This window comes from Olivibacter sp. LS-1, from assembly GCF_008245145.1.
GTDB classification, from domain to species: Bacteria; Bacteroidota; Bacteroidia; order Sphingobacteriales; family Sphingobacteriaceae; genus Olivibacter; species Olivibacter oleidegradans.
In genome coordinates this window covers 5,290,763-5,315,080 of record NZ_CP041643.1, presented here as the reverse complement: position 1 = coordinate 5,315,080, position 24,318 = coordinate 5,290,763, and the positions used below count along the sequence as shown (strand labels likewise).

At 41.0% G+C, this 24,318-nt stretch carries 27 protein-coding genes; 19 read left to right on the top strand and 8 right to left on the bottom strand.

Annotation, left to right across the window (positions count from 1 at the left end):
• Positions 1-8 precede the first annotated feature (8 nt).
• Positions 9-530: an RNA polymerase sigma-70 factor gene (locus tag FKG96_RS22065; protein WP_013668098.1), complete on the bottom strand. Its 522-nt coding sequence runs from the start codon at positions 528-530 to the stop codon at positions 9-11.
• A gap of 580 nt (positions 531-1,110) precedes the next feature.
• On the opposite strand from FKG96_RS22065, the gene FKG96_RS22060 reads away from it, so the two are divergent.
• Positions 1,111-3,741 carry a sigma 54-interacting transcriptional regulator gene (locus tag FKG96_RS22060; protein ID WP_246860318.1) on the top strand — a complete coding sequence of 877 codons (2,631 nt, stop codon included), beginning with the start codon at positions 1,111-1,113 and terminating at the stop codon, positions 3,739-3,741.
• Between the two features lie 33 nt (positions 3,742-3,774).
• Here FKG96_RS22060 and FKG96_RS22055 read toward each other — a convergent pair whose 3' ends face one another.
• Positions 3,775-4,338, bottom strand: coding sequence for an NUDIX domain-containing protein (locus FKG96_RS22055; RefSeq protein ID WP_246860317.1), 564 nt, complete (start codon positions 4,336-4,338; stop codon positions 3,775-3,777).
• A 220-nt stretch (positions 4,339-4,558) separates the two neighbouring features.
• On the opposite strand from FKG96_RS22055, the gene FKG96_RS22050 reads away from it, so the two are divergent.
• From FKG96_RS22050 to FKG96_RS22000, 11 genes are all read left to right on the top strand, one after another.
• Positions 4,559-5,323: an SDR family oxidoreductase gene (locus tag FKG96_RS22050; protein ID WP_013668094.1), complete on the top strand. Its 765-nt coding sequence runs from the start codon at positions 4,559-4,561 to the stop codon at positions 5,321-5,323.
• A gap of 183 nt (positions 5,324-5,506) precedes the next feature.
• Positions 5,507-5,941 carry a hypothetical protein gene (locus tag FKG96_RS22045; protein ID WP_013668093.1) on the top strand — a complete coding sequence of 145 codons (435 nt, stop codon included), beginning with the start codon at positions 5,507-5,509 and terminating at the stop codon, positions 5,939-5,941.
• Positions 5,910-6,794: a pirin family protein gene (locus tag FKG96_RS22040; RefSeq protein WP_149106092.1), complete on the top strand. Its 885-nt coding sequence runs from the start codon at positions 5,910-5,912 to the stop codon at positions 6,792-6,794. Before FKG96_RS22045 ends, FKG96_RS22040 begins: the two co-directional genes overlap by 32 nt.
• 129 nt (positions 6,795-6,923) lie before the next feature.
• Positions 6,924-7,265 carry a YciI family protein gene (locus FKG96_RS22035; RefSeq protein ID WP_013668091.1) on the top strand — a complete coding sequence of 114 codons (342 nt, stop codon included), beginning with the start codon at positions 6,924-6,926 and terminating at the stop codon, positions 7,263-7,265.
• A 53-nt stretch (positions 7,266-7,318) separates the two neighbouring features.
• Positions 7,319-7,678 carry a YciI family protein gene (locus tag FKG96_RS22030; RefSeq protein ID WP_013668090.1) on the top strand — a complete coding sequence of 120 codons (360 nt, stop codon included), beginning with the start codon at positions 7,319-7,321 and terminating at the stop codon, positions 7,676-7,678.
• 100 nt (positions 7,679-7,778) lie between these two features.
• Positions 7,779-8,450, top strand: a complete 672-nt coding sequence (locus FKG96_RS22025) for a succinate dehydrogenase cytochrome b subunit (RefSeq protein WP_149106091.1) — start codon at positions 7,779-7,781, stop codon at positions 8,448-8,450.
• 36 nt (positions 8,451-8,486) lie between these two features.
• On the top strand, positions 8,487-8,891 hold the full coding sequence (locus tag FKG96_RS22020; RefSeq protein ID WP_149106090.1) for a thioesterase: 405 nt from the start codon (positions 8,487-8,489) through the stop codon (positions 8,889-8,891).
• 56 nt (positions 8,892-8,947) lie between these two features.
• A complete protein-coding gene (locus FKG96_RS22015) occupies positions 8,948-9,400 on the top strand; it encodes a carboxymuconolactone decarboxylase family protein (RefSeq protein WP_013668087.1) in 453 nt (150 codons plus the stop codon).
• Positions 9,401-9,416: 16 nt separating this feature from the next.
• A complete protein-coding gene (locus tag FKG96_RS22010) occupies positions 9,417-9,758 on the top strand; it encodes a YciI family protein (RefSeq protein ID WP_013668086.1) in 342 nt (113 codons plus the stop codon).
• Between the two features lie 138 nt (positions 9,759-9,896).
• Complete coding sequence (locus tag FKG96_RS22005; protein ID WP_013668085.1) at positions 9,897-10,082, top strand: hypothetical protein; 186 nt, start codon at positions 9,897-9,899, stop codon at positions 10,080-10,082.
• Positions 10,083-10,125: 43 nt separating this feature from the next.
• Positions 10,126-10,797, top strand: a complete 672-nt coding sequence (locus FKG96_RS22000) for a potassium channel family protein (RefSeq protein ID WP_149106089.1) — start codon at positions 10,126-10,128, stop codon at positions 10,795-10,797.
• Between the two features lie 39 nt (positions 10,798-10,836).
• Here the strand turns inward: FKG96_RS22000 and FKG96_RS21995 are convergent, their stop codons facing one another.
• Entirely contained in the window at positions 10,837-11,853 is a 1,017-nt protein-coding gene (locus tag FKG96_RS21995; RefSeq protein WP_149106088.1) for a bestrophin family protein, read from the bottom strand.
• 296 nt (positions 11,854-12,149) lie between these two features.
• Here FKG96_RS21995 and FKG96_RS21990 point away from each other — a divergent pair, with 296 nt between their 5' ends.
• A complete protein-coding gene (locus FKG96_RS21990) occupies positions 12,150-13,061 on the top strand; it encodes an oxidoreductase (protein ID WP_149106087.1) in 912 nt (303 codons plus the stop codon).
• A 25-nt stretch (positions 13,062-13,086) separates the two neighbouring features.
• The gene (locus FKG96_RS21985) at positions 13,087-13,887 is read left to right on the top strand and encodes an AraC family transcriptional regulator (RefSeq protein WP_149106086.1); all 801 of its coding nucleotides are present in this window, start codon (positions 13,087-13,089) and stop codon (positions 13,885-13,887) included.
• 63 nt (positions 13,888-13,950) lie between these two features.
• Here the strand turns inward: FKG96_RS21985 and FKG96_RS21980 are convergent, their stop codons facing one another.
• From FKG96_RS21980 to FKG96_RS21970, 4 genes are all read right to left on the bottom strand, one after another.
• Positions 13,951-14,412 carry a DoxX family protein gene (locus FKG96_RS21980; RefSeq protein WP_149106085.1) on the bottom strand — a complete coding sequence of 154 codons (462 nt, stop codon included), beginning with the start codon at positions 14,410-14,412 and terminating at the stop codon, positions 13,951-13,953.
• A 2-nt stretch (positions 14,413-14,414) separates the two neighbouring features.
• Positions 14,415-14,828, bottom strand: a complete 414-nt coding sequence (locus tag FKG96_RS26930) for an SDR family oxidoreductase (RefSeq protein WP_210421326.1) — start codon at positions 14,826-14,828, stop codon at positions 14,415-14,417.
• Positions 14,813-15,163 carry an SDR family oxidoreductase gene (locus FKG96_RS26925; RefSeq protein ID WP_210421325.1) on the bottom strand — a complete coding sequence of 117 codons (351 nt, stop codon included), beginning with the start codon at positions 15,161-15,163 and terminating at the stop codon, positions 14,813-14,815. Before FKG96_RS26925 ends, FKG96_RS26930 begins: the two co-directional genes overlap by 16 nt.
• Positions 15,164-15,355: 192 nt before the next feature.
• A complete protein-coding gene (locus FKG96_RS21970; protein ID WP_149106084.1) occupies positions 15,356-15,991 on the bottom strand; it encodes an FMN-dependent NADH-azoreductase in 636 nt (211 codons plus the stop codon).
• 456 nt (positions 15,992-16,447) lie between these two features.
• Here FKG96_RS21970 and FKG96_RS21965 point away from each other — a divergent pair, with 456 nt between their 5' ends.
• The 5 genes from FKG96_RS21965 (at position 16,448) to FKG96_RS21945 (ending at position 22,485) form a co-directional block, all read left to right on the top strand.
• Positions 16,448-17,320, top strand: coding sequence for an AraC family transcriptional regulator (locus FKG96_RS21965; RefSeq protein WP_149106083.1), 873 nt, complete (start codon positions 16,448-16,450; stop codon positions 17,318-17,320).
• Positions 17,321-17,432: 112 nt separating this feature from the next.
• The gene (locus FKG96_RS21960) at positions 17,433-18,812 is read left to right on the top strand and encodes a TolC family protein (protein ID WP_168204586.1); all 1,380 of its coding nucleotides are present in this window, start codon (positions 17,433-17,435) and stop codon (positions 18,810-18,812) included.
• Positions 18,802-19,848: an HlyD family secretion protein gene (locus tag FKG96_RS21955; RefSeq protein WP_149106081.1), complete on the top strand. Its 1,047-nt coding sequence runs from the start codon at positions 18,802-18,804 to the stop codon at positions 19,846-19,848. The genes FKG96_RS21960 and FKG96_RS21955 overlap by 11 nt, the downstream gene beginning before the upstream one ends.
• A 2-nt stretch (positions 19,849-19,850) precedes the next feature.
• Positions 19,851-21,431, top strand: coding sequence for an MFS transporter (locus FKG96_RS21950; RefSeq protein WP_149106080.1), 1,581 nt, complete (start codon positions 19,851-19,853; stop codon positions 21,429-21,431).
• A gap of 100 nt (positions 21,432-21,531) precedes the next feature.
• The gene (locus tag FKG96_RS21945) at positions 21,532-22,485 is read left to right on the top strand and encodes an aldehyde reductase (RefSeq protein ID WP_149106079.1); all 954 of its coding nucleotides are present in this window, start codon (positions 21,532-21,534) and stop codon (positions 22,483-22,485) included.
• Positions 22,486-22,499: 14 nt separating this feature from the next.
• Here the strand turns inward: FKG96_RS21945 and FKG96_RS21940 are convergent, their stop codons facing one another.
• Positions 22,500-24,311 (bottom strand): RagB/SusD family nutrient uptake outer membrane protein, encoded by a 1,812-nt coding sequence (locus FKG96_RS21940; protein ID WP_149106078.1) that lies wholly within the window; start codon positions 24,309-24,311, stop codon positions 22,500-22,502.
• Between the last annotated feature and the right edge of the window lie 7 nt (positions 24,312-24,318).

The window sequence follows — 24,318 nt, the reverse complement described above, 5'->3', positions numbered from 1 at the left end:
GTTTAAGGTTAAGATAGACATTTTACTTTTTTTCGTAATGTAAGCAGTGCTCGGTACAGTTGGTTTTCGATGGTTCTGACAGATAAATTGAGTTTTTGGGCTATTTCGGTTGATCTTAAGCCGTTTCCATAAAATAAACAAAAGATTTGCTGTTGCTTTTCCGGAAGTTCTTTAACCTGTTTATGGACCTGTTTTATCAGATCACCTTGCAGAAAATTATATTCTGCTGATTGCTGAAAATCCAGTTCGTCTAATCTAAGTTGTAGTGCTTGTGTGTTTTTAAATTTTTGTTCGAGTAGCGAGCGGCGCAAATGGTCAACGCAGGCATTTTTGACAGCGGTATAAAGCAGCTTTATTTGCTCATCATCAGGTAACAGGAATAGTTTTTTTTTCCATATACGAATAAAAACATCATGGACAATGTCTTCCGAAATAGCGGGTGAACTAAATTTACTTGCAAATGCTATCAGGTTGGGCGCATATTTTAAATAAAGCGCCTTGAAATCTTCTAGATCTTTATTTGACGACATTCAAACCAGTAACAAGGGTAAAGACGCTGATTATGCCACACACTGATAGCGTGCCGCCGACAAGTTTTTTAGGTAGGCCTTTACGGAGCCCAACGAACCGAAGAAGATGAAGAAACAGAAACTGCCAAGTGTACATTATATCTTTTAAGATGAACTATTATGTACCCTGACAATCTATTTTCAAAAAATGGACAAATTAGGAACTAAATATGGAGAAACGAAACTCACATGTGAAGCACTTTTTTTATCATGCGAAATGTTTGCACGAACGAATATTTTATTTCGGGTACATCTATCGGGCTGTTTGGCAACCCATAATATAGCAGGATAATATGTATGCATTTGCTAATGGTGCTAAAAAGCTTGTGTATTGTAATCGTAAACATTCTCATGATATATTTTAGTTTTTTTGACGCGCTAACGGTTTTTCTGAATTCGCAAAACAGCTTGCAGTTGCGTAATCGAACCAACTTGTTAGCTACTATCAAAAATACCGGGCGGAACAACTTAGGTGAATGGCAAAAACACGTAATGAGTTGTATGTTTTTCCGTCAACTTTTATTTTTCTATATAAATCTTTATGTATAAGTTGATAAAAAAAATAAGCGATATGGAATTCGGTATGGATTACTATCAACGGGAAAGGCAAGTTATTCTGCAACTTAGCGAAGACATTACACGGATTCATAAAAAAGCCGATTTGATGGCACTTTTATCATTACGAATAAAAAGCTATTTCTATTACGTTCATGCCATCGTTACGCTTATTGATGAAACGGAAAATGTTTATCGTCCATTCATATTAGATCCAACTTCATCTCCTTTAAGGGACCATCCGGAATATCCTACCTTGATCAAAACAGGTTTCGATTTAGATGAACCTTTCATACAGCAGGTTTTAGCGGCTGATGGACCTGTATCATTTCTACTTGAAGAGGTGATTTCGCACCCTAAAAGCCCCTCTTTTTTGCGCGTAAATTACGCATGTGGCATCAAAGAAATATTGATGACACCGCTAAAAAGCAATGGCAGAACCGTTGCTTTTCTACATGTTTATGCTGACAATAAAGACAGTTTTACACCAGCGTTTAGGAGTCTTATTAAAGGGATTGCTCCCCAGATTTCTCATGCCGTCTCTAATGTTATCAGAAACGAATTGATTGTTCAGAAAGAGGAGAATAATAAAATTTTACTGGATGCAAGTTACGATTTATCGGGTGTACGAAATCGTGAAGATTTGGCCATGGCTGTTCGTCAATCGCTAAAGAGATTGAAGGCTTTAAAAGGGTATGTTATCTGCACTATTAACGACGACCGCCTAACGACGAGCACATATATTTACGACAACATCACTATGCCGGAAAATGAAGACCTATCGGAGATGTTGGACTTCCAATATCTTATTAATGATGGTTTGCAAGATCGGGTATTGGCAAGTCCCATTCCGATTTTTATTAATATTGATTCGGAAATCGACCGAGGCATTACGGCAAACTATATCTGTTTTTGGAAATCGATGGGCTTCAGAAAAATGATCGGTGTTGCGCTTCGTAATGGGAATACAGATTTAGGTATCCTGTGGATAGGTATTGATGATATCAACTTAACGTTGTTGAAAGGTATCTGTTTGCAGATTTCCATAGCGATGGCCAATATTATGGCAAACGATGCATTAGTTAAAAAACAGGAACAACAGCAATTACTGCTTAACTTCTGCGATGATATCGCAGGCGTGCGTACAAAAGCCGACTTACGGGTTGCTATCTTCAATGTGTTCGACAAGTTATTGAATACCAAGTTGGCGATGCTCAATCTACTCGAAGATGACGGCCTTACGCTTCGGCACTATATGTGGGACGAAAGTCTGTTCCATCATGTTAAAGACAGTTTTGAAGAACGGTTGAACGCCCGGCTTGACATTCATGAGAACTATACCGTTCGGGTGTTGAATAGCAATGACGCTATTATATTGAATGTGGAAGAGGAATTAAAAAGGGATCCGGGTAATCCCTACGCGCAGTTGTGGAAAGAAGTTGGGTTCAAATATACTTATGCAACAGCCTTACGGGTGGGAAACACCGATATTGGCACTTTATGGGTCTTGAGTGATGCTATCAATAGGGAGTTTATTAAGGGCATTTGTTCCCAGATTTCCGTTGCATGTGCCAATATTCGAGCGAATGAACGTATACTGGCTTATAAGCGCATTCTGGAGACTGAAAACGAATTGCTTAAAGAGCAAATGAAGACCATCTATAATTTCGAGGAAATCATAGGCAGAGGTGACGCTATGCAAAAGGTGTATGGACTAATGAGCATGGTTGCCGAATCAAACTCAACCGTTCTTTTAACAGGTGAAACGGGGACGGGAAAGGAGTTGATCGCCCGTGCTATTCACAATGCATCCTCTCGTAAGAATAAAGTGATGGTAAAAGTGAATTGTGCCGCATTGCCTGCAAATCTGATCGAAAGCGAATTGTTCGGCCATGAGAAAGGAGCTTTTACAGGCGCCTTAGAAAAGCGTATTGGAAAATTCGAGATGGCAAATAACGGCACCTTGTTCCTTGATGAGATTGGCGAGATGCCATTGGATGCGCAGGTAAAACTACTCCGAGTTCTTCAAGAGAAGGAGTTGGAAAGAATTGGTGGCACCACTACCATTAAAGTAAATGTCCGTATTATAGCGGCAACCAACCGTAATTTAGCGACAGAAGTAGCGGAAGGCCGTTTTCGGTCTGACCTTTTCTACCGACTTAATGTTTTTCCTATTCATTTACCTCCACTTCGCGATCGGCGATCGGATATCGCCTTGCTTGCACAGTTTTTTCTGGATCGGTTTAGCAAAAATACCGGAAAGAACGTGAAAGTTCTTTCAGCACGGGTTATAAAGGAATTGAACGGCTATAGCTGGCCTGGAAATGTCCGCGAATTAGAGCATGTGATCGAACGCAGTGTTTTAATGACAACCGACTCTGTCATTCGAGATGTTTATTTGCCTGTAAAAAGTGATGATGCAGTAAACGAAACCAATGTATCGAATAGAACCTTGGAGCAGGTTGAAAGAGCCCATATCATTGATACACTCAAACGTTGCGCCGGTAAGCTTGCAGGGCCCGGCGGCGCGGCGGAATACCTCGATGTTCCATCTACTACCCTCCATTCCAAACTAAAAAAGCTAGGTATAAAGAAGTCGGATTATTTCGCTGAATGAAATAAAAATAATAATCGGATTGATGGCCAACTGCTATTGTAATATACAATCCCTGGTAAGATTCTCAAAAACTTCTACCACACCTCCTACAACGGCAGCTTCTTGAAGATAATTCTTATACGAGAAGTAAGCAACCGCCTCGATTTCATTGCTTGCCTCGATTTGTTCATGTAGTTCGTATAAAAAGCAATCTTGTGTCATGATTACGTTATCAGGTTCACCATATGCGGCTGCTTTAATATGGCAATAAAATGTCAACAATTCAGTTTTCAGTTCAATATTCAGCTCTTCACGTATTTCCCTTTGAAGAGATTGGATGGAGGTTTCTCCTGCATCCACTTTACCACCAGGTAGGTACCAAGCTTTTTTGTTTTTACTGAAAGCTAATAGTAACTTGTTATCTTTAATAACAATCAATCCTGCAGTGGGCAAGTTTATTGGGATCGTCTGATTATTTGTACTTGCTTTCATGTTATTTATTATTATTGCATTCGCGGTAATTCCTTTTATTTCCTGCTGCAAACTTAGATAAATTGCGTTAAATACAATATTGTCGTATTGCATATTAAAGCGATTTGTCGTTCTCCCTTCCATCATTGAGAATCGTTTTCATTAAGGAAATATCCAAAATAGCGAGATATGGCTTGATGCTCTAAAGGAGAAATGATACGAAATTTCGAGTATTATTACGAGGAATGACGATATATCGTGGCGTTTTTTATTGTCTATTTGTTTTAACAAATTGATTTTCAATTATTTAATTGAGTGGCACGTGGCTTGTCTTACTGATTGCGACATTAACTTTAAATGAAATTTTATGAAAATCGTAGTAATTGGAGGCTCCGGCCTTATTGGTAGCAAGCTGGTACACAATCTTCGAATGCTTGGTCATGAAGTGTTTGCAGCTTCACCTGCAACGGGTGTAAACACGATTACGGGTGAAGGCTTGGCGCAAGCCCTTGAAAATGCACAGATCGTTGTGGATGTAGCCAACTCCCCATCTTTTGAAGATAAAGCCGTATTGGAGTTTTTTGAAACTTCCGGCCGTAATTTGCTGGCGGCCGAGAAAGCGGCCGGTGTTGGCCACCATGTAGCCTTGTCGGTTGTTGGTACAGAACTGCTTGCGGAGAGTGGTTATTTCAGAGGCAAAATTGCGCAAGAAAAATTAATTCGCGAATCAGGTATGCCGTATACCATTGTCCATTCCACTCAGTTCTTTGAATTCTTAGGTGGCATAGCCAAGTCAGCCGCTGAAGGTGATGAAGTTCGCTTGCCTACTGCTTTTGTGCAACCCATTTCTTCTGATGATGTTGCTGCAGCCTTAACGGAGGTGACTTTAAATAGTCCTGTTAATGGTGTTGTAGAAATAGCCGGACCCGAACGTTTCCGTATGCCCGATTTGATGCAACAGTATTTTGCTGTTACCAACGATTCGCGCAAGATTGTGGGCGATCCTCAGGCCCGGTATTTTGGGGCGTTGTTAACGGATGAAATGCTTTTACCGGCCGGGATGGCGCATTTAGGTAATAATCGCATGATGAATTGGCTGGAAACGCAGCGCAAAATCGAAAAGGCTTCGTAGAACATTGTTTGACTTCGTAACGAAGATGACGGGTGCCAGCTCCCGGAGGAGGCTGTAAGGGATGTGCACTTTCCACCCGTTCGTGCACAAGCTAAATCCACGTCGGCATGGAATTTCCATGAAACACCGATCAGTTACACCGGGAAACGAAGAAAGAGCAAATTGAATCAAAAAATTAAAACGATGAAAATAATTGATTTTATCCTGCGAATGGTTAATCTGCGCTTGCAGATAAGCCGAGCAATTGACAGCTTTTACAGCCCCTCTCAAGAACAAGGGCCTAGCGAATGTATGACTTACGGCAGTGAGTTCGTGGATGATGAAGTCCGAATGGTAGATCAACCTATGAAAAGAAACCTTGTTTCGAGCATTTCCCTGGATGATTTCCCGCAACTTGGACAGGTTCCGTACCTCTTGGTTCCATACCACGGAGAAGATGAGCTACCTAAAAAGAAGAAGGGAAAGAAAAGCGAAAAAAAGTACAGTTTTCTCAACTCCAATATTTTAGTGGTGAATCAAGTTCACAACGATTCAGAAGGTGCCGTTCTGTCAGAAATTCCATTTCCTTGGAATCAATTCAAGTTATATGCACTCTCTCCGAATATCGAGGCTAATTAAATCGTCCTTCATTGGTAACCGGGATTTTTCAGTGGTAAAGGTACGCGCGTCTTCCTTTGATGGTTTAATGGATCCGTTGCTTGGTTTCGAACATTTTAAAATGAGTACACAGGCCATTCGCCCGCGTCCTTACGCAGGCATGTGCATCATTACTTATCTTTTTAGTGATTCGGCACCTTACCGCATACTGGATACGGCAGGAACCGATCTGATTCTCCAGCCTACATGTTTAAGTTGGGCACAAGCGGGAAGAGGCTTGGTTCAAACAGCCTCTCCTGATCCTGAAGGGTATTTTTCGCATGGTTTACAGATCCTGCTTGATATCCCTGGCAAACATAAACAATTGGATCCAAAGGCGATCGGCTGTATTGATGCACAGGCTATTCCTGAACGACTTGATTCGGGGGTTAACATTCGGGTTGTGATTGATTACGATGGAGAAAGCAAGGTAAATCCAATTGATACCCAACGCGCCTTTACGTTTTTACATATTAAGATCGCAAACGGTGAAAATTTTGTCTACGATTTGCCGATCGGTTGGAACGGTACGACTCATCTGTTGAGTGGCGCTGTAAGGGTGCAAACCAATGTTGACATTAAATACCTCAGTGCCGGGACAACAGTAGCTTTTGGAGAGTCTTCCTTCATAGAACGTTTGGCTTTTATTGCGCATGCCGAAAGCGAGCTCTTGTTTTTCAGTGGTTTACCAATTCAGGAGCAGACTTACAACTCCGGAACTATGTTTATGTCATCAACTGAAGAATTAGGGAAGGCCATTGCCGATTACGAAGAAGGAAAAATGGGTTTTATAACGCTAATGGAAGGGAAATGGAAAATTATCCCACCGGTGTGAGAGACCCAATCAACGGAAATGATCCTATCTGATAAATTGATCGTACTAAAACAAGCAGTTTAACCTGGGCAGCAATTGCCCAACAATTTGATACATATATTTTTTTAAAACAATTAAAACAGAACGAAAATGAATGAGTATTTAGTAGTTGTCCACAGAGACATCACCAGCAAAAACCCAAAACCTACCGCAGAGCAAATGCAATCGGCAATGAAACCTTATCAGGAATGGATCGCTTCTATCGGAGCGCAAGACAAGTTGGTAGCTCCTCCTAAACGCTGGGATATCGGGGGCCGGGTTATTAAAGGTGAGAAGTTTGATGTAAGTGAAGGCCCATTAGCAACAGATAACCTTTCTATTGGCGGCCTTTTCTTGGTAAAGGCAAATGATTATGATGAAGCCGTTGAGCTTGCTAAGGCTTGTCCGATTATCCAATACGGTGCTGTGGTGGAAGTACGTGCAGCCATCTAGGCATGATAGCAATCATGATTCAATAAATTTTTAAACACTTAAAACATACGAAAATGAATGAGTATTTAGTAGTTGTCCACAGAGACATTACCAGCAAGAACCCAAAACCTACCGCAGAGCAAATGCAAATGGCAATGAAACCTTATCAGGATTGGATCGCATCTATTGCGGCTCAAGATAAATTGGTTGCCCCTCCAAAACGTTGGGATGTGGGCGGACGAGTAATTAAAGCAACGAAATCGATGGCAAAGGTAAGCGAAGGTCCGTTGGTAACCGAGAACCTTTCTATTGGCGGTCTTTTCTTGGTGAAAGCCGATGATTACAAGGAAGCAGTTAAACTTGCAAAAGCTTGTCCGATCATCCAATACGGAGCCATTGTAGAGGTTCGTGAGGCTATCCCTCCTGTACAATAATTAAATGAGTGTGTCTAAAAGTTGCTTTCTTGTCGTTATGCCAGGCGAGGAGCTTTTAGACACCTCAACTCATATAGGCAAAATAGTAGATATTAAAAGTATGAATTGGCTTATAACAACATTCACAAGTTCTGTTGGCAAGAAATTTACAATGGCATTAACCGGCTTATTTCTGATCAGCTTTCTCATTGTTCATGCTAGTATTAATGCGCTTATATTCTATAACGACGGGGGAAAGATTTTTACGTTAGGGGCCCATTTTATGGCAACAAATCCTATTATTCGAAGTATTGAAGTTATTCTGATAGCAGGTTTATTGCTCCATATTATTCAAGGATTGCTCCTTTGGCGGGCAAATCGGGCGGCAAGACCCATTCGGTATGCCGTGGTAAAACACCCACCGCAGAGCACTTGGTACAGCAGGAGTATGACTTTATTGGGAACGTTGATTTTGTTATTCTTGATTATACATACGTCGAATTTCTGGATACCAAATCGGACCCATCAATTTTTGTATGATGAAGAATTGCCTCTCTACGAGATGATGATTGAAAAGTTCAGTAACCCGATTGAAGTTATTATCTATCTCTTGGGATCTTTCTCTTTGTTTTGGCATCTTTTGCATGGCTTTGCCAGTGCTTTTCAAAGCTTAGGGTTAGATCACAATAAATACAGGGGCTTAATTCGCTTTTCAGGCAACGCGTTTGCGGTGATCATTTGTTTAACCTTTGCCATGATGCCTATTTCAATCTATTTGCAGTGGATCAAGTAGGTGAACCCGGGATGGGCAAGATATTTAGCTATGACGATGGAGTACATAAAAAAGTATACTGCAAAAGAAGAACATATCAATTTGCAAGGCAATATAGACGGTTTATATGTTCCGTATTATTTAGCGGATTGCCGCCAATCTTTTATTCATGATGTCTTGAAATTCGATATCGAAGAAGAGGCTCGAAATGGCATAGACATGGTGCTGTCTAAATATAATATCGATATTTTTCGAACATTAAAAGGAGGAAGTAAATTTTCAGTAAGCTGTACCGTTTCTATAGATAGAAACACGCCAACACTTCTCTATTTTAAACAAGCCGTAACCTTAAGGGGCAAACTTACCACCCGCGGGTTGTTTTCATGGACTTGCAGACCCACCAACGGCGGTCGGTCCTTTTTACCTCCTTCATTATCAAAACAGTTGGACAGGTTATATTAGAGGGGATGTCCAATTTTCAATAATCATTTGTCAATAAAGTAATAACAATAAAAAAGATGGAAACTAGAATTAATGCATTTGAAAAAGGAAAAAAAGCAATGGGTGCTTTATTTACATTAAGCGGATACCTAAAGAAAGCCACGATTGAGCGCGAGCTTCTGGAGCTGGTGGATTTTAGAGTTTCACAGATTAACGGTTGTGCATACTGTTTGGATATGCACTCGAAAGAGTTGAGAGCCATGGGCGAGACCGAGCAACGCCTTTATAGCTTGAGTGCGTGGAGGGAATGTCCATATTATACATCGCGTGAGCGGGCCGCTTTGGCCTGGGCAGAAGCCATCACAAAAACGGAGGTTACCGATGAGGTTTACCGTACAGCGAAAGAAGCTTTCTCTGATGAAGAATTGGTTGATTTAACGCTGGGTATAACAACTATCAATACCTGGAACCGTTTTAACCTGGCTTTCGCCAATACTCCCGGTTCCTATCAAGTAGGTATGTTTGGCTAATTTCATCCCAATAGCTATGAACGAATTTTTGATGATTTTCAGACGCGATTTTGAAACCGAAGACGCGCAACCGTCGCCGATAAGTTTGGAAAAACATTTACAGGAGTGGCAAGAATGGTACAGTAACCTTGCAGCACAGAATCTGTTGGTACAACCATTACGCCGTTGGGACGGCAGCGGAAAGATTGTTAAGAAAAACAAGAGTGTCATAAATGGCCCTTATGCAGAGATTAAGGAATCGGTAGGCGGGATGATCGTGGTGCTTGCTGATGATTATGAGGAAGCAGCCGAAATTGCGAAAGATGCGCCGATTTTGAAATTGGGAGGCAACGTAGAAATCCGTATGGCCGTGCGATAATATGCCCCTGAGCTTCCTGGTTAAGCTGTTAAAAATTGCGTGAACTTGTTTCATGTTGCCGGGAAGCCACGAATCCCCGTCGAGCACGGGGATTCTATTATTTTAACGGAAGTGTTCAATTAATCAATATAAAATACCATGAGTAAGTTTCACACATTTACATCACCCGAAAACCTGTCGGTGATGATTAATTTAAAGAAGATCGCAGCTGTGTCAGCGTTGCGCGATGGCAAATCTAATATCCTATTGGATAATGGTCATAACATAATAGTAGAAGAGCAGGTCCATAATATACAAACCGAGCTAGATAGCGATAAACAGTAAGGCTCGCCTCCTAAATACTGCGTTTAGGTTTTTAACCGTAAGTATGAAGCAACTATTTATAAAGCGTAAATACGAATTATTACTGTTTGCACTGATGCAACATCTCTACATGGGGGCGTTGGTAAGTGATATACGTTTTTACATCGAAGTATTATGGCCGATCAATATGCTTATTCTTTCGTTAGCCAGCATCGTTGTTTTTATGAAAAGAGGGCGGGCGAAAACCATGTTCAGAAATGTGATGGCTATTGTTGTCATCACATTTCCTATTTTGTTACCACTCTTTCAAAAGTGCCCTATCTATATGTTTATGCTCAACCTATGTTACGTTATATTTTTTGTTTTTATTTTTTTAGAAGTCTTTCGTTTTTTGGTTAAACCAAGCTATATCAATACCGATATTATCTCCGCCGCTGCCTGTGGGGTGTTTTTAATTATTGAAATATTCGTCTTCGTCTTTCAGCTTTTTGCGTATCACAATCATACTGCTTTTAAAGGACTTGACTATACAAGTCCGGCGTACATCTTTACTGACTTGGTGTATTATTGTTCTATTACTTTTACGACGATCGGTTATGGAGACATTACACCCAACATTCATAATACGAAGCTTATCGCTTCTTTAATAGGTGTTATCGGTCAGTTTTATTCTGTCGTCCTTTTAGGTATTCTCATCAGCAAGTTTACCGGATCTATAAATAGCACTAAAAAGTAGCTATTGATTAGTTAATTGCTGTCTTTTAAGTACGGTGTTTTACATCAAGATATCGTTTATAGGTTCATAGGATGCAGGCAGATTGGTTTCACCTAACATCTCCCGTAATTCAATTTCGATACTTCTACTCATATGGGTGATGGGGACATCATTAGCACCTCCTTCAAAGGGATTTTCAGTTGATTCTCCTATTTGCTCCAATACTAAAAATACCCAGCCGATCAGGACACTTAGCGGAACAGCAAGCCAAATAATGTGTGAACCATATTTGTCAATCAGTTTGGAAAACTCGCCGATAAAGCCAAGAGGTAAAAAAAAGCATAGCGCAGACGTGAAATAGAGACTGATGCTTGAGAATTGCCTTGGATACGGAAAGTTCTTGATACGTTCGCACTTGCCTTGGCTGTCTAATAGACTTTTTAATTGATTTTCCAATGCAATGTAGTTTGGGGCAATGAGCATATCTTTTTCGTTCAATTTTCGTAAATGAGCCGACTGGAAGCGAATTAAATGGGTAGCACGATTTTTTGTAAGAAGTGCAGCTTGCAATTCTTCTGCTGATAGGAAGGGTTTTATTTCATTTTCTAAATTACCTTCCCATTCCGGAACATGATAGTATCGTAGAAACTCGCGATTATAACTTCTGGTTTGTATATTTTCCCAGCTCTTTGTTTCGCGTAGTTGGAAGCGAAGTGCTGTTAACCACGCAAAGTGACGGTAGATGAACTGCCTTTGTAAGGCAATTTCTTCTTCTTTATTTTCAAGTCGTAAAAAGTCTTTGACCATAATACCAAATGTCCGACTATCTGTTTCGATTGATCCGAGTATCTGTCGTGCTTCCCAAGTGCGATTATAGGTTTGCGTATTTCGAAATCCGGAAATAAAAGCCGTGGCGGTTCCAAGTAAAGCTACAGGTACCCATGGGATGGCTAACCATTCTAGGTGGAAGAAATAAAATAGAGTGGTAAAGATGACACTAAATGCAAGTATTTTGTATACTTTGACGCGTGTCCACCAGATAAAGTGTTTGATTTTATAGTTGTTTGCGGTATTCATTGTATTTTATAACGGAGCGTTTTGTCTGATTATCGTATTGAAAATTTGTTAAATTATGCGCCGTAAAATTAAAGCCTACAATTTTTTTTTTATGCAGTATTTATAAGCTTAAAGCCATTTTTAATCACCTATATAGGGGATATACCAAGGTACTTTTTGCTTATTAGTGCCATGATTAAATACAGGATGAGTAGAAAAGGGTTAATGAACGTTATAACAAAGTAGATTTGGACTTTGCAACAAAGTGAGTTGTTGCTTTTTTAGAGAACTTTGTCGCATTAATAAATGAATATACTATGTGGAAAACGAAAGACATGCCTGATTTATCAGGAAAAGTAGCGATTGTAACAGGAGCCAACACCGGTGTTGGCTTTGAAACAGCAAAAGCGTTATACGAAGCAGGGGCCTCGGTTACGATTGCAGCGCGGGACAAGCAGAAAATTAAACAAGCAATTGAGCGGATACGAGCTACGGGAAGCGGAACCGGCTCGCTTGAGGTAGGAATTCTTGATTTGGCAAGTCTAACGAATGTCAGGCATTTTGCTGATCAGTTCAAAACCCGTTATGAACGCTTAGATCTGCTGATCAATAATGCGGGGGTAATGATTCCGCCGGCATCTAAAACGGAGGATGGATTTGAATTGCAATTTGGCGTGAATTTCCTTGGACATTTTGCTTTAACAGGGTTTTTGCTCCCATTGTTGGAGAAGGCAGCTAGGGCGCGTGTAGTAACGCTTTCTAGCGGTGCGGCCATTCGCGCTGAAGGGATTGATTTCGATAATTTAAAATTAGAGAAGCCTTATGACGCTTGGCGCGAATACGCGGTCAGTAAATTGGCGGATGTGATTTTCACAAATGAACTTAACCGCCGGTTGCAGGAGAAGGGGAGTGGCGTTTTATCAGTGGCGGCGCATCCGGGTGTTACCCGCACGGATCTGCAACGCCACATTCCAAATGATGAACTGGAAGTATTACTTGCCCAATTTGATAACGTGATGGAACCGTGGCAGGGAGCGTTGCCTACTTTGTTTGCAGCCACGGATCCAACCGTAAAAGGCGGTGATTTCTACGGACCTGATGGTGAGCATGAATATGTTGGGTATCCTGCACTTTCAAAGCATTCTACGGCTTATATGCATGATCGGAGGTTAGCTACCGATTTATGGGAGTATGCTGAAAGTGTGACTGGTGTTAACTACTTTCAATAACTTTGCATTATTAAATTGAGATATTTTGCGTGTCACTAATATTCAGTCCTGCCATTTAGGCCCCGAGATTTCACCGGAGCAATTTATTTCGGATCATTTTTTTCTTTGCCTACTTCGTGGATCTATGGTGGCTTACGATGGCCGAAAGACCTATAACTTACAACCGGGTGATTATTGCATTGCCCGGAAAAATCATTTGGTACGGTATACCAAATACAAGGATCATGATCGCTTTGAGAAAATCATCATCACCTTTGATGAACCTTTTCTGAGAAAGTTTCTGGAACGCTATCCGACTGATTTTTCTGCAACGATTAATAATGACTCCTTTGTTTTTGTACAGAAAGAGACACTCATTGCTAATTTTATCCAGTCGTTAAAGCCTTATTATAATGGTGAAGAAACAATTGACGAAGTCTTTGCAGACATCAAACGCGATGAGTTGCTGCTGATTCTGCTACGGGCCGACCCCAACTTGGCAGCCGTTTTTTTCAATTTTGGTGCACCGGCGAAAATCGACCTAGAGGAATTTATGAATAGAAACTTCCGTTTTAATATCAGTTTGGAACGCTTTGCTTTTTTAACGGGCAGAAGTCTTTCATCTTTTAAACGGGATTTTTACAACATCTTCCATGATACACCCCGTAATTGGTTGAGAAAAAAACGATTGGATGAAGCACATTTTCAGTTAAGCAAAAATAATCTCAAAACAAGTGAGGTTTACCTGGAAGTTGGATTTGAGGACTTGTCGCATTTTTCTTTTGCGTTTAAAAAGCAGTTTGGTTACACCCCCAGTGAGCTTACATACGGAAAAAATGCTAAATAAAATAATGCAGGCTTAAGCTTAAAGGCGCGGAAAGCCTGCATTGTTATCAAAAATAATTGCCTTCTATATGAAGCTGAAATTCTTCTTTCTTCTACTCGCGTATGCATCCAGGCTCCAGGTGTAACTTTCTACTTTTGTCAACAATAAGCTTGCGAAGCTGACAACAAAAACCGAATAATTAAACGGTGCTCTGTAGTTCAGGAAGAACAGCATACTAATAGCAAACAATAAGGTAAGTAGAAAGCTTCCGAGAGCCGCCAAACGAGTTTTGTATCCGATAATCAATAAAACAGCAATTACGCATTCTGCTACAGTGGCAAGAATCCCAAGAAAAGAAGCCATTGGTAAATTAACATAGGGTATAAGCAAGTGGGTATAATCGACAAAATGCTGCCAATTACCCCAGCCAACCCCAGGATCTCCCGGTTGTCCGAGCCATCCTAATCGATCCATAACAGGTAGTAAAAAGCCAATGCCCAGGGCGAGTCGCAGCAATAATTGAGCAATCGAATTTTTTGTTTCCATATTTATATAATTTTCCCGCTTAACCACTCCTTCATGGCAACCTTTCCGAGATGAGCTGAACCCTCTGGAACTAAAGCAGATTTCGCGATTGTCGCGCCGAAATACTCATGTTTGTCGGTTGGAATTATTTTTTTTGCGCTGTCATTCTGTTTGAGGTAGGCAGTTACAAAGTTAATTAAATCGTCTTTTTCTGGTCCTGCTATCTCTTTAAGGGCATTAGTGGGCTGTTCAAGCGCAAATTCTGTAACGAAGGCGGCCACATCTGCGGCGGCTATCGGCTGAAAGCTTATATCGGAAACATAAACGTCATTACCTTGCGTGCCAATTGCTGCAATTGTTGGTACAAACTCTAAAAACTGTGTACTCCGGATAATGGTATAAGGTGTGCCGGAAGCTTTGATTAGGTCTTCTTGCATTTTTTTGCGCGCATATAGCCCATGTTTTGCATGCGATCTACGCCAACAATTGATAAGGCTACATGATGTTTTACAGAGGCTTTACTTTTCGCAGCTATCAGGTTACGGCCAGCTGTTTGAAAAAAATCGAGTGCAGGCGCATCGTCAAACGATTTCGAATTTGCTAGGTCAATGATGATGTCTGTACCTGCCATTGCTTCATCAAGTCCTGTGCCTGTAAGGGCGTCAATGCCGTTTGTGGGTGATCCTAGTATCACATCATGGCCAAGTTGGGTAAGGTTGCGTGCTACCATCGTTCCAATAAGGCCTGTGCCAGCGATAATTAGAATTTTCATAGTATTTAAAGGTTACTTGTTTTATGTGTATTATCATTCATTTTCTCGTTTTTAGCGCCAAGTCTATATGTTTTTTTAGCTAAACGAATAGCGTATCAAAACTACTCATGCGAAAAAAAATATCTTCAGCACCTGCAAATCAGGGTGAATGTATTAAACGTATACCAGGATTTAAAGTCCTCTTCTTGATGTTTAACGCACAGGGGTAATTAAGTGATCTAATGTTTTTCGAATAGCTTCTAAACGCGTCTCTACGGTATCCCTATCAAACTCTATTCCCTCAAAAAGGAGTTCCTGCACATCATCTATCCCCATAATATGAAAGACGGTTTTTAAGTAATCACTTTGAAAATTAAGGTGTGCATTAAATTCGCCTTTTGAGTAGCCGCTGTTCCCGCGCGAGATCAGTAGATATACACTTTTATTTTGAAGTAGACCTCGATAAGGATCAGCCGGAATACCGGTAATTTGAATAGTTTCGTTAACCCGTATTACCTGATCGATGTAGGCTTTTAAGCTACTTGGAACAGACCAATTGTACATGGGGGTAGCTACCACAATTACGTCTGCTTCTTTGAGTTCTTTGATGAGTGTATCGCTGATTTTTAATGCTTCGAGATCCTCTTCTGAGCGGAGATGTGCTGGTTTAAATGCCCCTGCAATCCAGGCTTCTGTTACATGGGGTATGTCTCCTTTTCCTAATTCTCTATATATAATCTGTGCCGTTGGTTGCTTATTTATCCAGCTTTCAACAAAGTGCTTGCTTAGGCGTCTGCTAATAGATCTGTCGGTACGGGGACTTGCATTGATAATTAAAACTTTACTCATTTTATTTTTATTTATAGCTTGTAAGAACAGTTATTAATTTTTTCTACATAAGATTGCTGGAAAATGAATGCGTAAAACTAACTCCGCACTTGCTGGGTATAGTCGGATTTTCGTTGAATCACCTTTTTACCGCGTTGAATTGGCTTGTTAATCGGATGAGTGCCCTGGATTAGCTAATCATCAATGAAGATGATTCTTTTATTGGTCCTTTGATTTTGGAGAAAAATTAATTACATCTTTCGTTTAACGACCTAAATAGGCTGTTTGTCTCAGTAAAAGCCTTAACCATCGAAATTTTAGGGAAGCAAACGGGTGTTGTTTTAATTTTAATGAAGATTATACAATGTGTCAAGTATTTATACGGAATAGGCGATTTGTCCAATAAATCAGATGAAAAAGGGGATTAAGTAGCTTATCTGCCTGTTATTTTTGCATAGAATTGAGGTGACAAAAGTAATGACAACAAAAATTCCAACATGGCCGCTCAAGGAACATTTATCCGGTATACGTATCAATAGGATGAGTGACACCTATCTTACCGGTCTTTTTGAGGATATTTCGAAATTGCATCGGAACGACCATTTTCTGCTAATTAAGTTCGTGCGAGGCGAAGCTGAACTTTTGGTGGATTTTAAAAAAGCGTCGCTTGGTCTTGGAAGCATTTTTTTTCTACAGCCCGGACAGGTTTTGCAGATGGTTCGTTTTCAGCAAGTTGAAGGTTGGGTATTATATCTGGATAATAAGCTGATTGATGATCATGTTCGCCTAATGATTGAGGATTCGCTTTTTAGAGGGCCACTGCTCTCATTGACGGAGTCAGATTCGGAATGGTTCAATAGCTATTTGTCTTTATTACTAAAGACCTATTATGACCAAGATTTTTCGAGCCTTCATAGACATATTCTAACCGCTATGGTTGCACCTATCGTTTATAAGGTAGCCTCTATATTTCAGGCGAATGCAAGTAGTTTGGTGGATCGGCACTCACAGCGGAGTGTGGAGCTCACGAAGGTTTTTAAATGCTTTGTAAGGAATCGTTTCAAAGAGCTCAAGAAACCGAAAGATTATGCGGGTTTGATGCATATTTCAATCAGTTATTTAAACGATACAGTAAAGTCGGTAACCGGCTTTACACTTTCCTATTTTATCCAGCAGGAAATGCTGCGGGAGGCACAGCGATTGCTTTGTTATACGGATTTGAGTGTAAAGGAGATTTCGTCATCCTTAGGTTACGAAGATTACAAATATTTCAATCGTCTTTTTAGCAAACTTACCAAAACCTCGCCGGGGCGATTCAGAAAAGAATTTAAACAAACAAAAACTAGTTGACGAAGCAAGGCTGAGTTAATATAAAATTTTATGGCTTTTAATTTTTACGGAAACTATCCGTAAGGAATATCCTTTGCCCTGATTTTTCAAAGTGATTGCTGATTAAATGGATATGAAGATAATTAATATGATAACAGGTAAAATAACAAAATGGCTGAAGCTTCCTTATTTAAGCACCGTCATTTTCTGCGTTCAACTATGTTTGCAAGCAAATGCACAATCTACCGATGCAAGAATTGGACTCAGTTTAGCGGATGCCATAGCACGTGCCAGGGAGGCGAATAAGCTAATTGGTGTCGCGCGGAAGGAACAGCAAGCCGCGAGCGTCGATCTTGTGGAAGCGAAGCGTGAAGCACTACCACAGGTCAATGCAAGCTTGGGATACCAACGATATAGCGAGATTACCTTGTATGAAGGATTATTCGGAGAGGTGAGTCATCAAACTAAGCCACCTAACTCCAATGCAGGTGGATTAAATGTCGAGTCTTCATTTAATCTCTATGCGGGTGGAAGGCAAAAAGCGATTATTCAGGGCCTTAAACTTAAAAATGAACTGGCTGCACTTAATACAGAAGAAACAGAGGCGAATATTGGACTGCAGACAGCGCTTCGTTATTTAGAGCTGGTTAAGATTTATTATCAGCAGCAGGTGATAGTCGATCAAGTGGACAGAACGCGTATCCTTAGGAAAAATATAGAAGCCTTATATGCCAATGGTAAAGTAACCAGGAGCGACCTGCTCCGCGCGGAGGTTTTATTATCCAATGCGGAAGTTAATCAACAAGCAAGCACAAATGATTATGCGATCGGCAATGAGCAACTAAATGTGCTGCTAGGATTGGATGATCATACGCTGGTTATTCCTAGTGATACAAATGCACTTGTGCTTATTGACAGTGCACGTATTAGTGGCATGCAACAGGGGGATGTGCACATCTATAGCTTATTGAAAATCGATAAGAATATCGAAATTCAACAGCGTCGGATTCAACAGCTAGCCTCTTTTAATCTACCCTCAGTTTCTTTATTTGCCGGTTATGGCTTTAATTATCCTAATAATTTTTTCTTCCCTCCACAAGATCAAACGGTTGGTATAGGTATGGCAGGTATCAAACTGAGCTATAATATTTCCTCCTTATATCAGAATAGGAACCGCATTAGTGCGGCCCGGATCCGTGTGGATGGCCTGAAACAACAAAAGGAATGGGTGCAGGAAGGTGTCCAACAAGAGATCAGGGCATTAATTATTAAATATCATGAAGCGTTAAGCCGAATAGCGGTGGTTAAAACATCAATCGAACAGGCTAAAATAAACTACGATATACAGAACACTAAATACCTGAATCAATTAAGCTTATTGACCGATTTGCTGCAGGCGGATAATTTATATCAAGAGGCTAGATTCAGCTATATACAAACCAATATCAATGCACTAGCGATCTATTATCGCTTATTATTTGTTACCGGAAAAATTTACGAAAATGAAATCTAAACAAAACGAACTGATAGGACTGAGCAATAAAATTACGCTGGGTGTCTCGTTGCTCGCAATGTGTGTCGGCGTATTTTACTTTCTACGTTATATGGCTTATATTAACGGTTACGAGGATACCAATGACGCGCAGGTTGAATCATATATTAACCCCGTTTCTGCTAGGGTTGGTGGTTTTATTGATCGCGTGCTTTTCGAAGAGCATCAACAAGTGAAGCGGGGGGATACTTTGTTGGTACTGGATAACCGTGAGTATCTGCAAAAAGTGAAGGAAGCAGAAGCGTTACTCGAAGATACGGAAGCACAGCTAGGTGTTCTTGCTGCCAGCATTCATAGTGCAAAAACAGCCACCTTAGTCAACAAAGATCAGATAAGCGCGGCAAAGGCTAAACTTTGGCAGCAGGAACAGGAAGTTGGACGCTTCAGAAATCTATTAAGTGCCGAGGCGGTGACTGTATCCGACTTTGAAGTTGTGCAAACTAAATACGATGTATTAAAAAGCGATTACAGTGCAGCAAATAATAGCCTTAAAACAAATAACAGCAAAGTGCTGGAACTGGAAGCGAGGTATAAATCGTTAATCGCAGCCAAGAAAAGAGCTGAGGCTACGTTGGATTTGGCTAGGCTCAATTTAAGTTATACGGTTATTACCTCACCGTATACTGGATTTACCGGTAGAAAAGCACTATTAGAAGGGCAACAGATACAGCCTGGGCAGCCCTTGGTATCGGTCGTGAATAGTAAGCTGAAATGGGTGATCGCCAACTTCAAAGAAACGCAGGTGGCGGCAATGTTTGTGGGGCAGTCAGTCAAAATCGAAGCGGACGCTTTTCCCGAAAAGCGCTTCCATGGCCGAATTGAAGCTATTGCGGCGTCTACCGGCTCGAAATTTTCTTTGCTGCCGACCGACAATTCGACTGGGAATTTTGTTAAGATTATACAAAGAATCCCTGTTAAAATCGCTTTTGAAGAAGGTGAAGCTGATGTTTTGAAAGCTGGCATGAATGTGAAAGTAATTGTGAAGAAAAGACGTTAAAGATGGGACCTGCTATTTTTTTTCATGGCTGGACATTGCGAAGAATCCACCTGCTTAGAGGCATTTTGATTTTAATTATGTTTGCCGCCATTGCGCAATTTGCGTCTTTCGCGTTGATTCAGGGGCATGTAGTTGCTTTTTACGGTGCGCAAGCAGAGGATGTTTCTTTTGCATGGCTAATAGCTTATGTTGGTATTGCAACGGCCCTACCGCTGCAGTTTAAAGTGGCTGGCTCGTTTAACGTCAGAACCTATCTTTTACTATCTTTTTTATTAAGTATGACGCTGAATTTAGGGTTTACGTATACACAAAATTTGTGGTTATTCTCGGTACTTCGTTTTTTTACAGGAGTGACTACATGCCTCGTTGTTGGGCGTACACTGGTGCTACTTTTTACAACCTTGCCAGAAACAAAACGTGTTTTGATAGGGACCTCTTTTTTCTTTTCCTTGATTTTAATTGGTGGCCCACTGGTGAGCTGGGGCGCCTCTTGGGTGGTGGATAGGATGGATTGGACCGCTTTTTATTACGTGCTGATGGGATTGCAACTATTAGCCATGGCTTTTGTTATTGCAGTCTTTAAGGGAAACACACCGCAAGCCAAAATACCACCTGCTGACTGGCCTGGCGCGATGCTCTTTGCCATTGCTGGGGGAGCGCTGGCTTTCGCAATGATCTATGGACCAAGATATTATTGGCTGGCTGATCCGCCAATTGAGATAGCGGCCGTCCTAGTGCTTGTCTTCACTTTGTTGTTTATATGGCGGCAGCGTATAATATCCTTTCCGCTTATTGATCTGGTTGTATTCAAATATCGAAGGTTTATCTTCGGTCTGCTGCTGCTTATTTTCTTTTACGGTGTGAAGGATAGCTTGAATTTAATTTATGGTTATGCTGTTTCGGTTAAGGGATGGAGCGCTCAAGATATCGTGGAAGCGACTACTTTTAACGTAGTGGGGATTGTATTGGCAACCATTATTTCTGTAATAGCTATTCTGCAGCACAAAAGAAATTTGATACCCTTGATATTAGTGGGCTTCTTAGTACTTTTCGCTTATCATCTTTACTTTTCTACGCTAATCAGCCACGACCTTTCGGTAGCGAACTTGTCGATTCCGATTTTTACGCACGGATTTGCCTGTGGATTGCTATTTGTGCCGATAAGTATACTTTGCATCACCGCTTTGCCTCCCCAAAATGCGCTAACAGGTATTGTGATTTGTACGTATGCACGCTTTATTGCCTCCCTAAATTCAATAGCGGGTTTTTTTACCTTACAGCTTGTTTGCAACCGGAAACATACAGATGTTTTTATAGCGAATCTTAATTTTCTTAATCAGCAATTTGTGGAACGAAGAAGCTTTTTCGACAATTTTTTGCTTGCTACAGGTTTTTCAAACGCTGATGCAGGTAAGATATCTAATACAATGCTTGCCAAATCGCTGGCAACACAAGCACAGCTCGCTACCATACGGAGTATCTTTCTCTTGTTTACCGCGATGATTGGATTGATGATCCTCTTCTTATTCATCTATCTATTATGGAGCTGGAAACAAAGGTTAGTCGCTCAAAGAGTGTCATAATTATTAGGAATGTATGGACGGCAAAACAAAGTTAATTTGGACCTTGCAACAAAACTACCTGCGGTTTTATTGCAGAGTTTTGTGGTAAACAAACGAAACAATGGAAAATCAAACCGTATTGGTAACCGGTGGCACCGGCTTTGTTGCAGTGCATACGGTACTGCAGTTATTGCAAAAAAATTATCGCGTCAGAACCACCGTTCGTACTTTTGCTAGAAAGGATGACGTTATTAAGGCTTTGATGGGTAGCGGAATCAGCAATCTTGACAATTTATCCTTCTTTGAGGCTGATTTAAATGAGGATAGTGGATGGGCAGAAGCTATACAGGGTTGTGATTATGTGTTACATGTAGCATCACCTTTCCCCGCGGAAGAACCCGCAGACGAAAATGAGTTAATTAAGCCAGCGCGTGATGGCGCATTAAGGGTATTAAAGGCTGCGCGAGACGCAGGTGTAAAGCGGGTGGTTTTGACTTCTTCTTTTGCGGCTATTGGTTACAGTATTGATTCGAAAAACCATGTGTATACGGAAGATGATTGGACCGACCCAACTGCTGCAATTCCACCCTATATAAAATCAAAAACAGTGGCAGAAAAAGCAGCTTGGACCTTTATGGAAAGGGAAGGCGGTAATCTGGAGCTGTCTGTTATTAACCCGGTGGGCATCTTCGGCCCGATACTGGGAGCTATTTCTTCCGCTTCGGTAGATGTGGTCATCAAAGGAATCACGAATGGAATAACCCGTCAGAGTCCGCCATTTACCATGGGCGTGGTAGATGTGCGGGATATAGCAGACATTCACATCAAGGCGATGTTGCATCCCCAAGCAAAAGGGCAGCGTTTCTTGGCAACCTCAGACGGTATTATGAGCTTTTACGATGTAGCACAGCTGATTAAACGAGAGAGACCACAGCTTGCAGCTAATATTGCTGACATGACGAATACGGACAAGTCCTTTTATATCAAGTTAAGCAACGAAAAGGCCAAGTCTGTTTTAAATTGGCAGCCGCGTACAAAGGAGGAAGCTATTCTTGCGAGTGTAGATAGCCTGTAGCCTTGATACAGAACCTAGTAACCTGGGTTCTGTACTATTTTACTATTAGCAGCGATGACAGTATATGGAATGGGGTTCATATACATTTTTTTGGTAAATACATGTGGGTGATTATTTAATGGAAGTCGTTCATACTGCCATTCTCCTGCGTTGTCGTTAGGACTGCTATTTTGTATTTTCATGCCGTGTAGAGGTTTATTCATCACATCGAAGGCGATGCGCCAACGAATTAAATCGTAAAAACGTTTGTTTTCAAAGCAAAGCTCTACACGCCTTTCGTTCCGAATCACCTCGCGCATTTGCTCCTGCGTAAGCACACTGGCCCCGTAAGTATCCTCAATACTCGGTAAGCCACGCTTAGTTCGGAGTTCATTTATAACCGCATATACTTCATTGGGGCCGTAGGCTTCGTTTTGCGCTTCAGCAAAATTCAACAGTACTTCCGCATAACGTATAAAAATATAGTTGATGCCATAACTCCAGGCAGCGGGTTCATTATCTGGATCCATCCGCTTTTTAAAATAATAACCTGTTCGGGTTACATCCGACTGAGCAAGTTCAATTTCATTTTTTGAAGGATTAACGCGGTCAATACGAGTATAAATCGTATCTGTCTGAGGCATCCAATTCATCTTATAAGGTGCGCCATCGTATACAATGAAATAGTAAAAGCGTGGCTCTCGATTGAGGTAGGGATGTTTGGGGTCATAACCCGACTGTGAGTCGGAAATAGGTAATCCGTTAGCCATCCGAAAGGCATCGACTAGTTCTTGTGTTGGACAGAAATTGCCCCAAGTATAATATTTACCGAGTATGTAGGTGGGTCCACCTTTTTGGGCAAAATCACTTTCTAAATTTGTAACATTGGCTTTTAACTGCCTATCCCAAATAACCTCTGAATTATACTCTGTAGCTTCCGACCATAACAATTCCATATTATCAAACAATCTGTAGGTACCACCGTATAGATCAATAAATTTTCGATTGGTAGCTGCTGCGATTTCCCAACGACGCTGATCGTAATTACCGAAGCCCACCAAGGTTGTTTGTTCGGCAGCGGCACCGGTTCCTTCAGCCGCTGCGGGGATGCTACTATTAAAACTCGGGCTGGCTGCATATAGTTCAACCCAACCGCACAGCGCCAATGCGGCACCCAGCGTTGCTCTGCCCGCATCACTGTCACCGTTGTTATATTTAACTGCTAAATAAGCGTTATCAACGATATCCTTTAATTCGCTAATGATGAAATTAAAGGTTTCTTCGAAAGTATTTCGTTTTCGATAAAGCAATTCGTCGGGCATCTCTTTCCTGTCTAGCGGTTCTGTAAGGAGTACCAGACCGCCGATATGCTGCCAAAGTCCGGCATAAAAAAAGGCACGTAAAAATCGGACTTCATCTCTTCTTTTGTTATACCAAGCTGTTGAGTAATTATTCTTATGAAGCTCGGTTTGTTGTAAAAACTCATTACAGCGGCGCACTTTATCGTATGTATACGACCATCCCGTGAAATCATTGGCTACTGCATCTTGAATCATTGGATGGCCATCTTCTATTTCTGGAGTGACAATACCTTGCTTCCATTGCCAGGATAGCCAATAAGGACCACCATCATTATCGTCTGTATAATTGTCTAAAGGGTCGGGCGTATTAGGTCTATTTAGTCGTTGGTAGATGCCATTCAAATAGACATCGGCATTCGCTTCACTTGCCCACTGTGTTTGTTCTGTTAGTGTATTGGTTGGTGTTGTGTCGAGAAATTTATTACAGGAGATATGCACGCTTATTATCATGCAGGTGAGAATGCGAATAAGTAGGCTGCGTTTCATATTGTTT

Bases quoted from the DNA above. Each gene is read 5' to 3' on its own strand.
- FKG96_RS22045 (WP_013668093.1), top strand. From the start codon at position 5,507: ATGAAAATAATTGATTTTATCCTGCGAATGGTTAATCTGCGCTTGCAG.
- FKG96_RS21995 (WP_149106088.1), bottom strand. From the start codon at position 11,853: ATGAATACCGCAAACAACTATAAAATCAAACACTTTATCTGGTGGACA.
- FKG96_RS22020 (WP_149106090.1), top strand. From the start codon at position 8,487: ATGGAGTACATAAAAAAGTATACTGCAAAAGAAGAACATATCAATTTG.
- FKG96_RS21980 (WP_149106085.1), bottom strand. From the start codon at position 14,412: ATGGAAACAAAAAATTCGATTGCTCAATTATTGCTGCGACTCGCCCTG.
- FKG96_RS26930 (WP_210421326.1), bottom strand. From the start codon at position 14,828: ATGCAAGAAGACCTAATCAAAGCTTCCGGCACACCTTATACCATTATC.
- FKG96_RS21940 (WP_149106078.1), bottom strand. From the start codon at position 24,311: ATGAAACGCAGCCTACTTATTCGCATTCTCACCTGCATGATAATAAGC.
- FKG96_RS26925 (WP_210421325.1), bottom strand. From the start codon at position 15,163: ATGAAAATTCTAATTATCGCTGGCACAGGCCTTATTGGAACGATGGTA.
- FKG96_RS21955 (WP_149106081.1), top strand. From the start codon at position 18,802: ATGAAATCTAAACAAAACGAACTGATAGGACTGAGCAATAAAATTACG.
- FKG96_RS22050 (WP_013668094.1), top strand. From the start codon at position 4,559: ATGAAAATCGTAGTAATTGGAGGCTCCGGCCTTATTGGTAGCAAGCTG.
- FKG96_RS21960 (WP_168204586.1), top strand. From the start codon at position 17,433: ATGAAGATAATTAATATGATAACAGGTAAAATAACAAAATGGCTGAAG.
- FKG96_RS22000 (WP_149106089.1), top strand. From the start codon at position 10,126: ATGAAGCAACTATTTATAAAGCGTAAATACGAATTATTACTGTTTGCA.
- FKG96_RS22060 (WP_246860318.1), top strand. From the start codon at position 1,111: ATGTATAAGTTGATAAAAAAAATAAGCGATATGGAATTCGGTATGGAT.
- FKG96_RS22010 (WP_013668086.1), top strand. From the start codon at position 9,417: ATGAACGAATTTTTGATGATTTTCAGACGCGATTTTGAAACCGAAGAC.
- FKG96_RS21945 (WP_149106079.1), top strand. From the start codon at position 21,532: ATGGAAAATCAAACCGTATTGGTAACCGGTGGCACCGGCTTTGTTGCA.
- FKG96_RS22065 (WP_013668098.1), bottom strand. From the start codon at position 530: ATGTCGTCAAATAAAGATCTAGAAGATTTCAAGGCGCTTTATTTAAAA.
- FKG96_RS22005 (WP_013668085.1), top strand. From the start codon at position 9,897: ATGAGTAAGTTTCACACATTTACATCACCCGAAAACCTGTCGGTGATG.
- FKG96_RS22030 (WP_013668090.1), top strand. From the start codon at position 7,319: ATGAATGAGTATTTAGTAGTTGTCCACAGAGACATTACCAGCAAGAAC.
- FKG96_RS21950 (WP_149106080.1), top strand. From the start codon at position 19,851: ATGGGACCTGCTATTTTTTTTCATGGCTGGACATTGCGAAGAATCCAC.
- FKG96_RS22015 (WP_013668087.1), top strand. From the start codon at position 8,948: ATGGAAACTAGAATTAATGCATTTGAAAAAGGAAAAAAAGCAATGGGT.
- FKG96_RS22035 (WP_013668091.1), top strand. From the start codon at position 6,924: ATGAATGAGTATTTAGTAGTTGTCCACAGAGACATCACCAGCAAAAAC.
- FKG96_RS22040 (WP_149106092.1), top strand. From the start codon at position 5,910: ATGCACTCTCTCCGAATATCGAGGCTAATTAAATCGTCCTTCATTGGT.
- FKG96_RS21990 (WP_149106087.1), top strand. From the start codon at position 12,150: ATGTGGAAAACGAAAGACATGCCTGATTTATCAGGAAAAGTAGCGATT.
- FKG96_RS22025 (WP_149106091.1), top strand. From the start codon at position 7,779: ATGAATTGGCTTATAACAACATTCACAAGTTCTGTTGGCAAGAAATTT.
- FKG96_RS21970 (WP_149106084.1), bottom strand. From the start codon at position 15,991: ATGAGTAAAGTTTTAATTATCAATGCAAGTCCCCGTACCGACAGATCT.
- FKG96_RS21965 (WP_149106083.1), top strand. From the start codon at position 16,448: ATGACAACAAAAATTCCAACATGGCCGCTCAAGGAACATTTATCCGGT.
- FKG96_RS22055 (WP_246860317.1), bottom strand. From the start codon at position 4,338: ATGATGGAAGGGAGAACGACAAATCGCTTTAATATGCAATACGACAAT.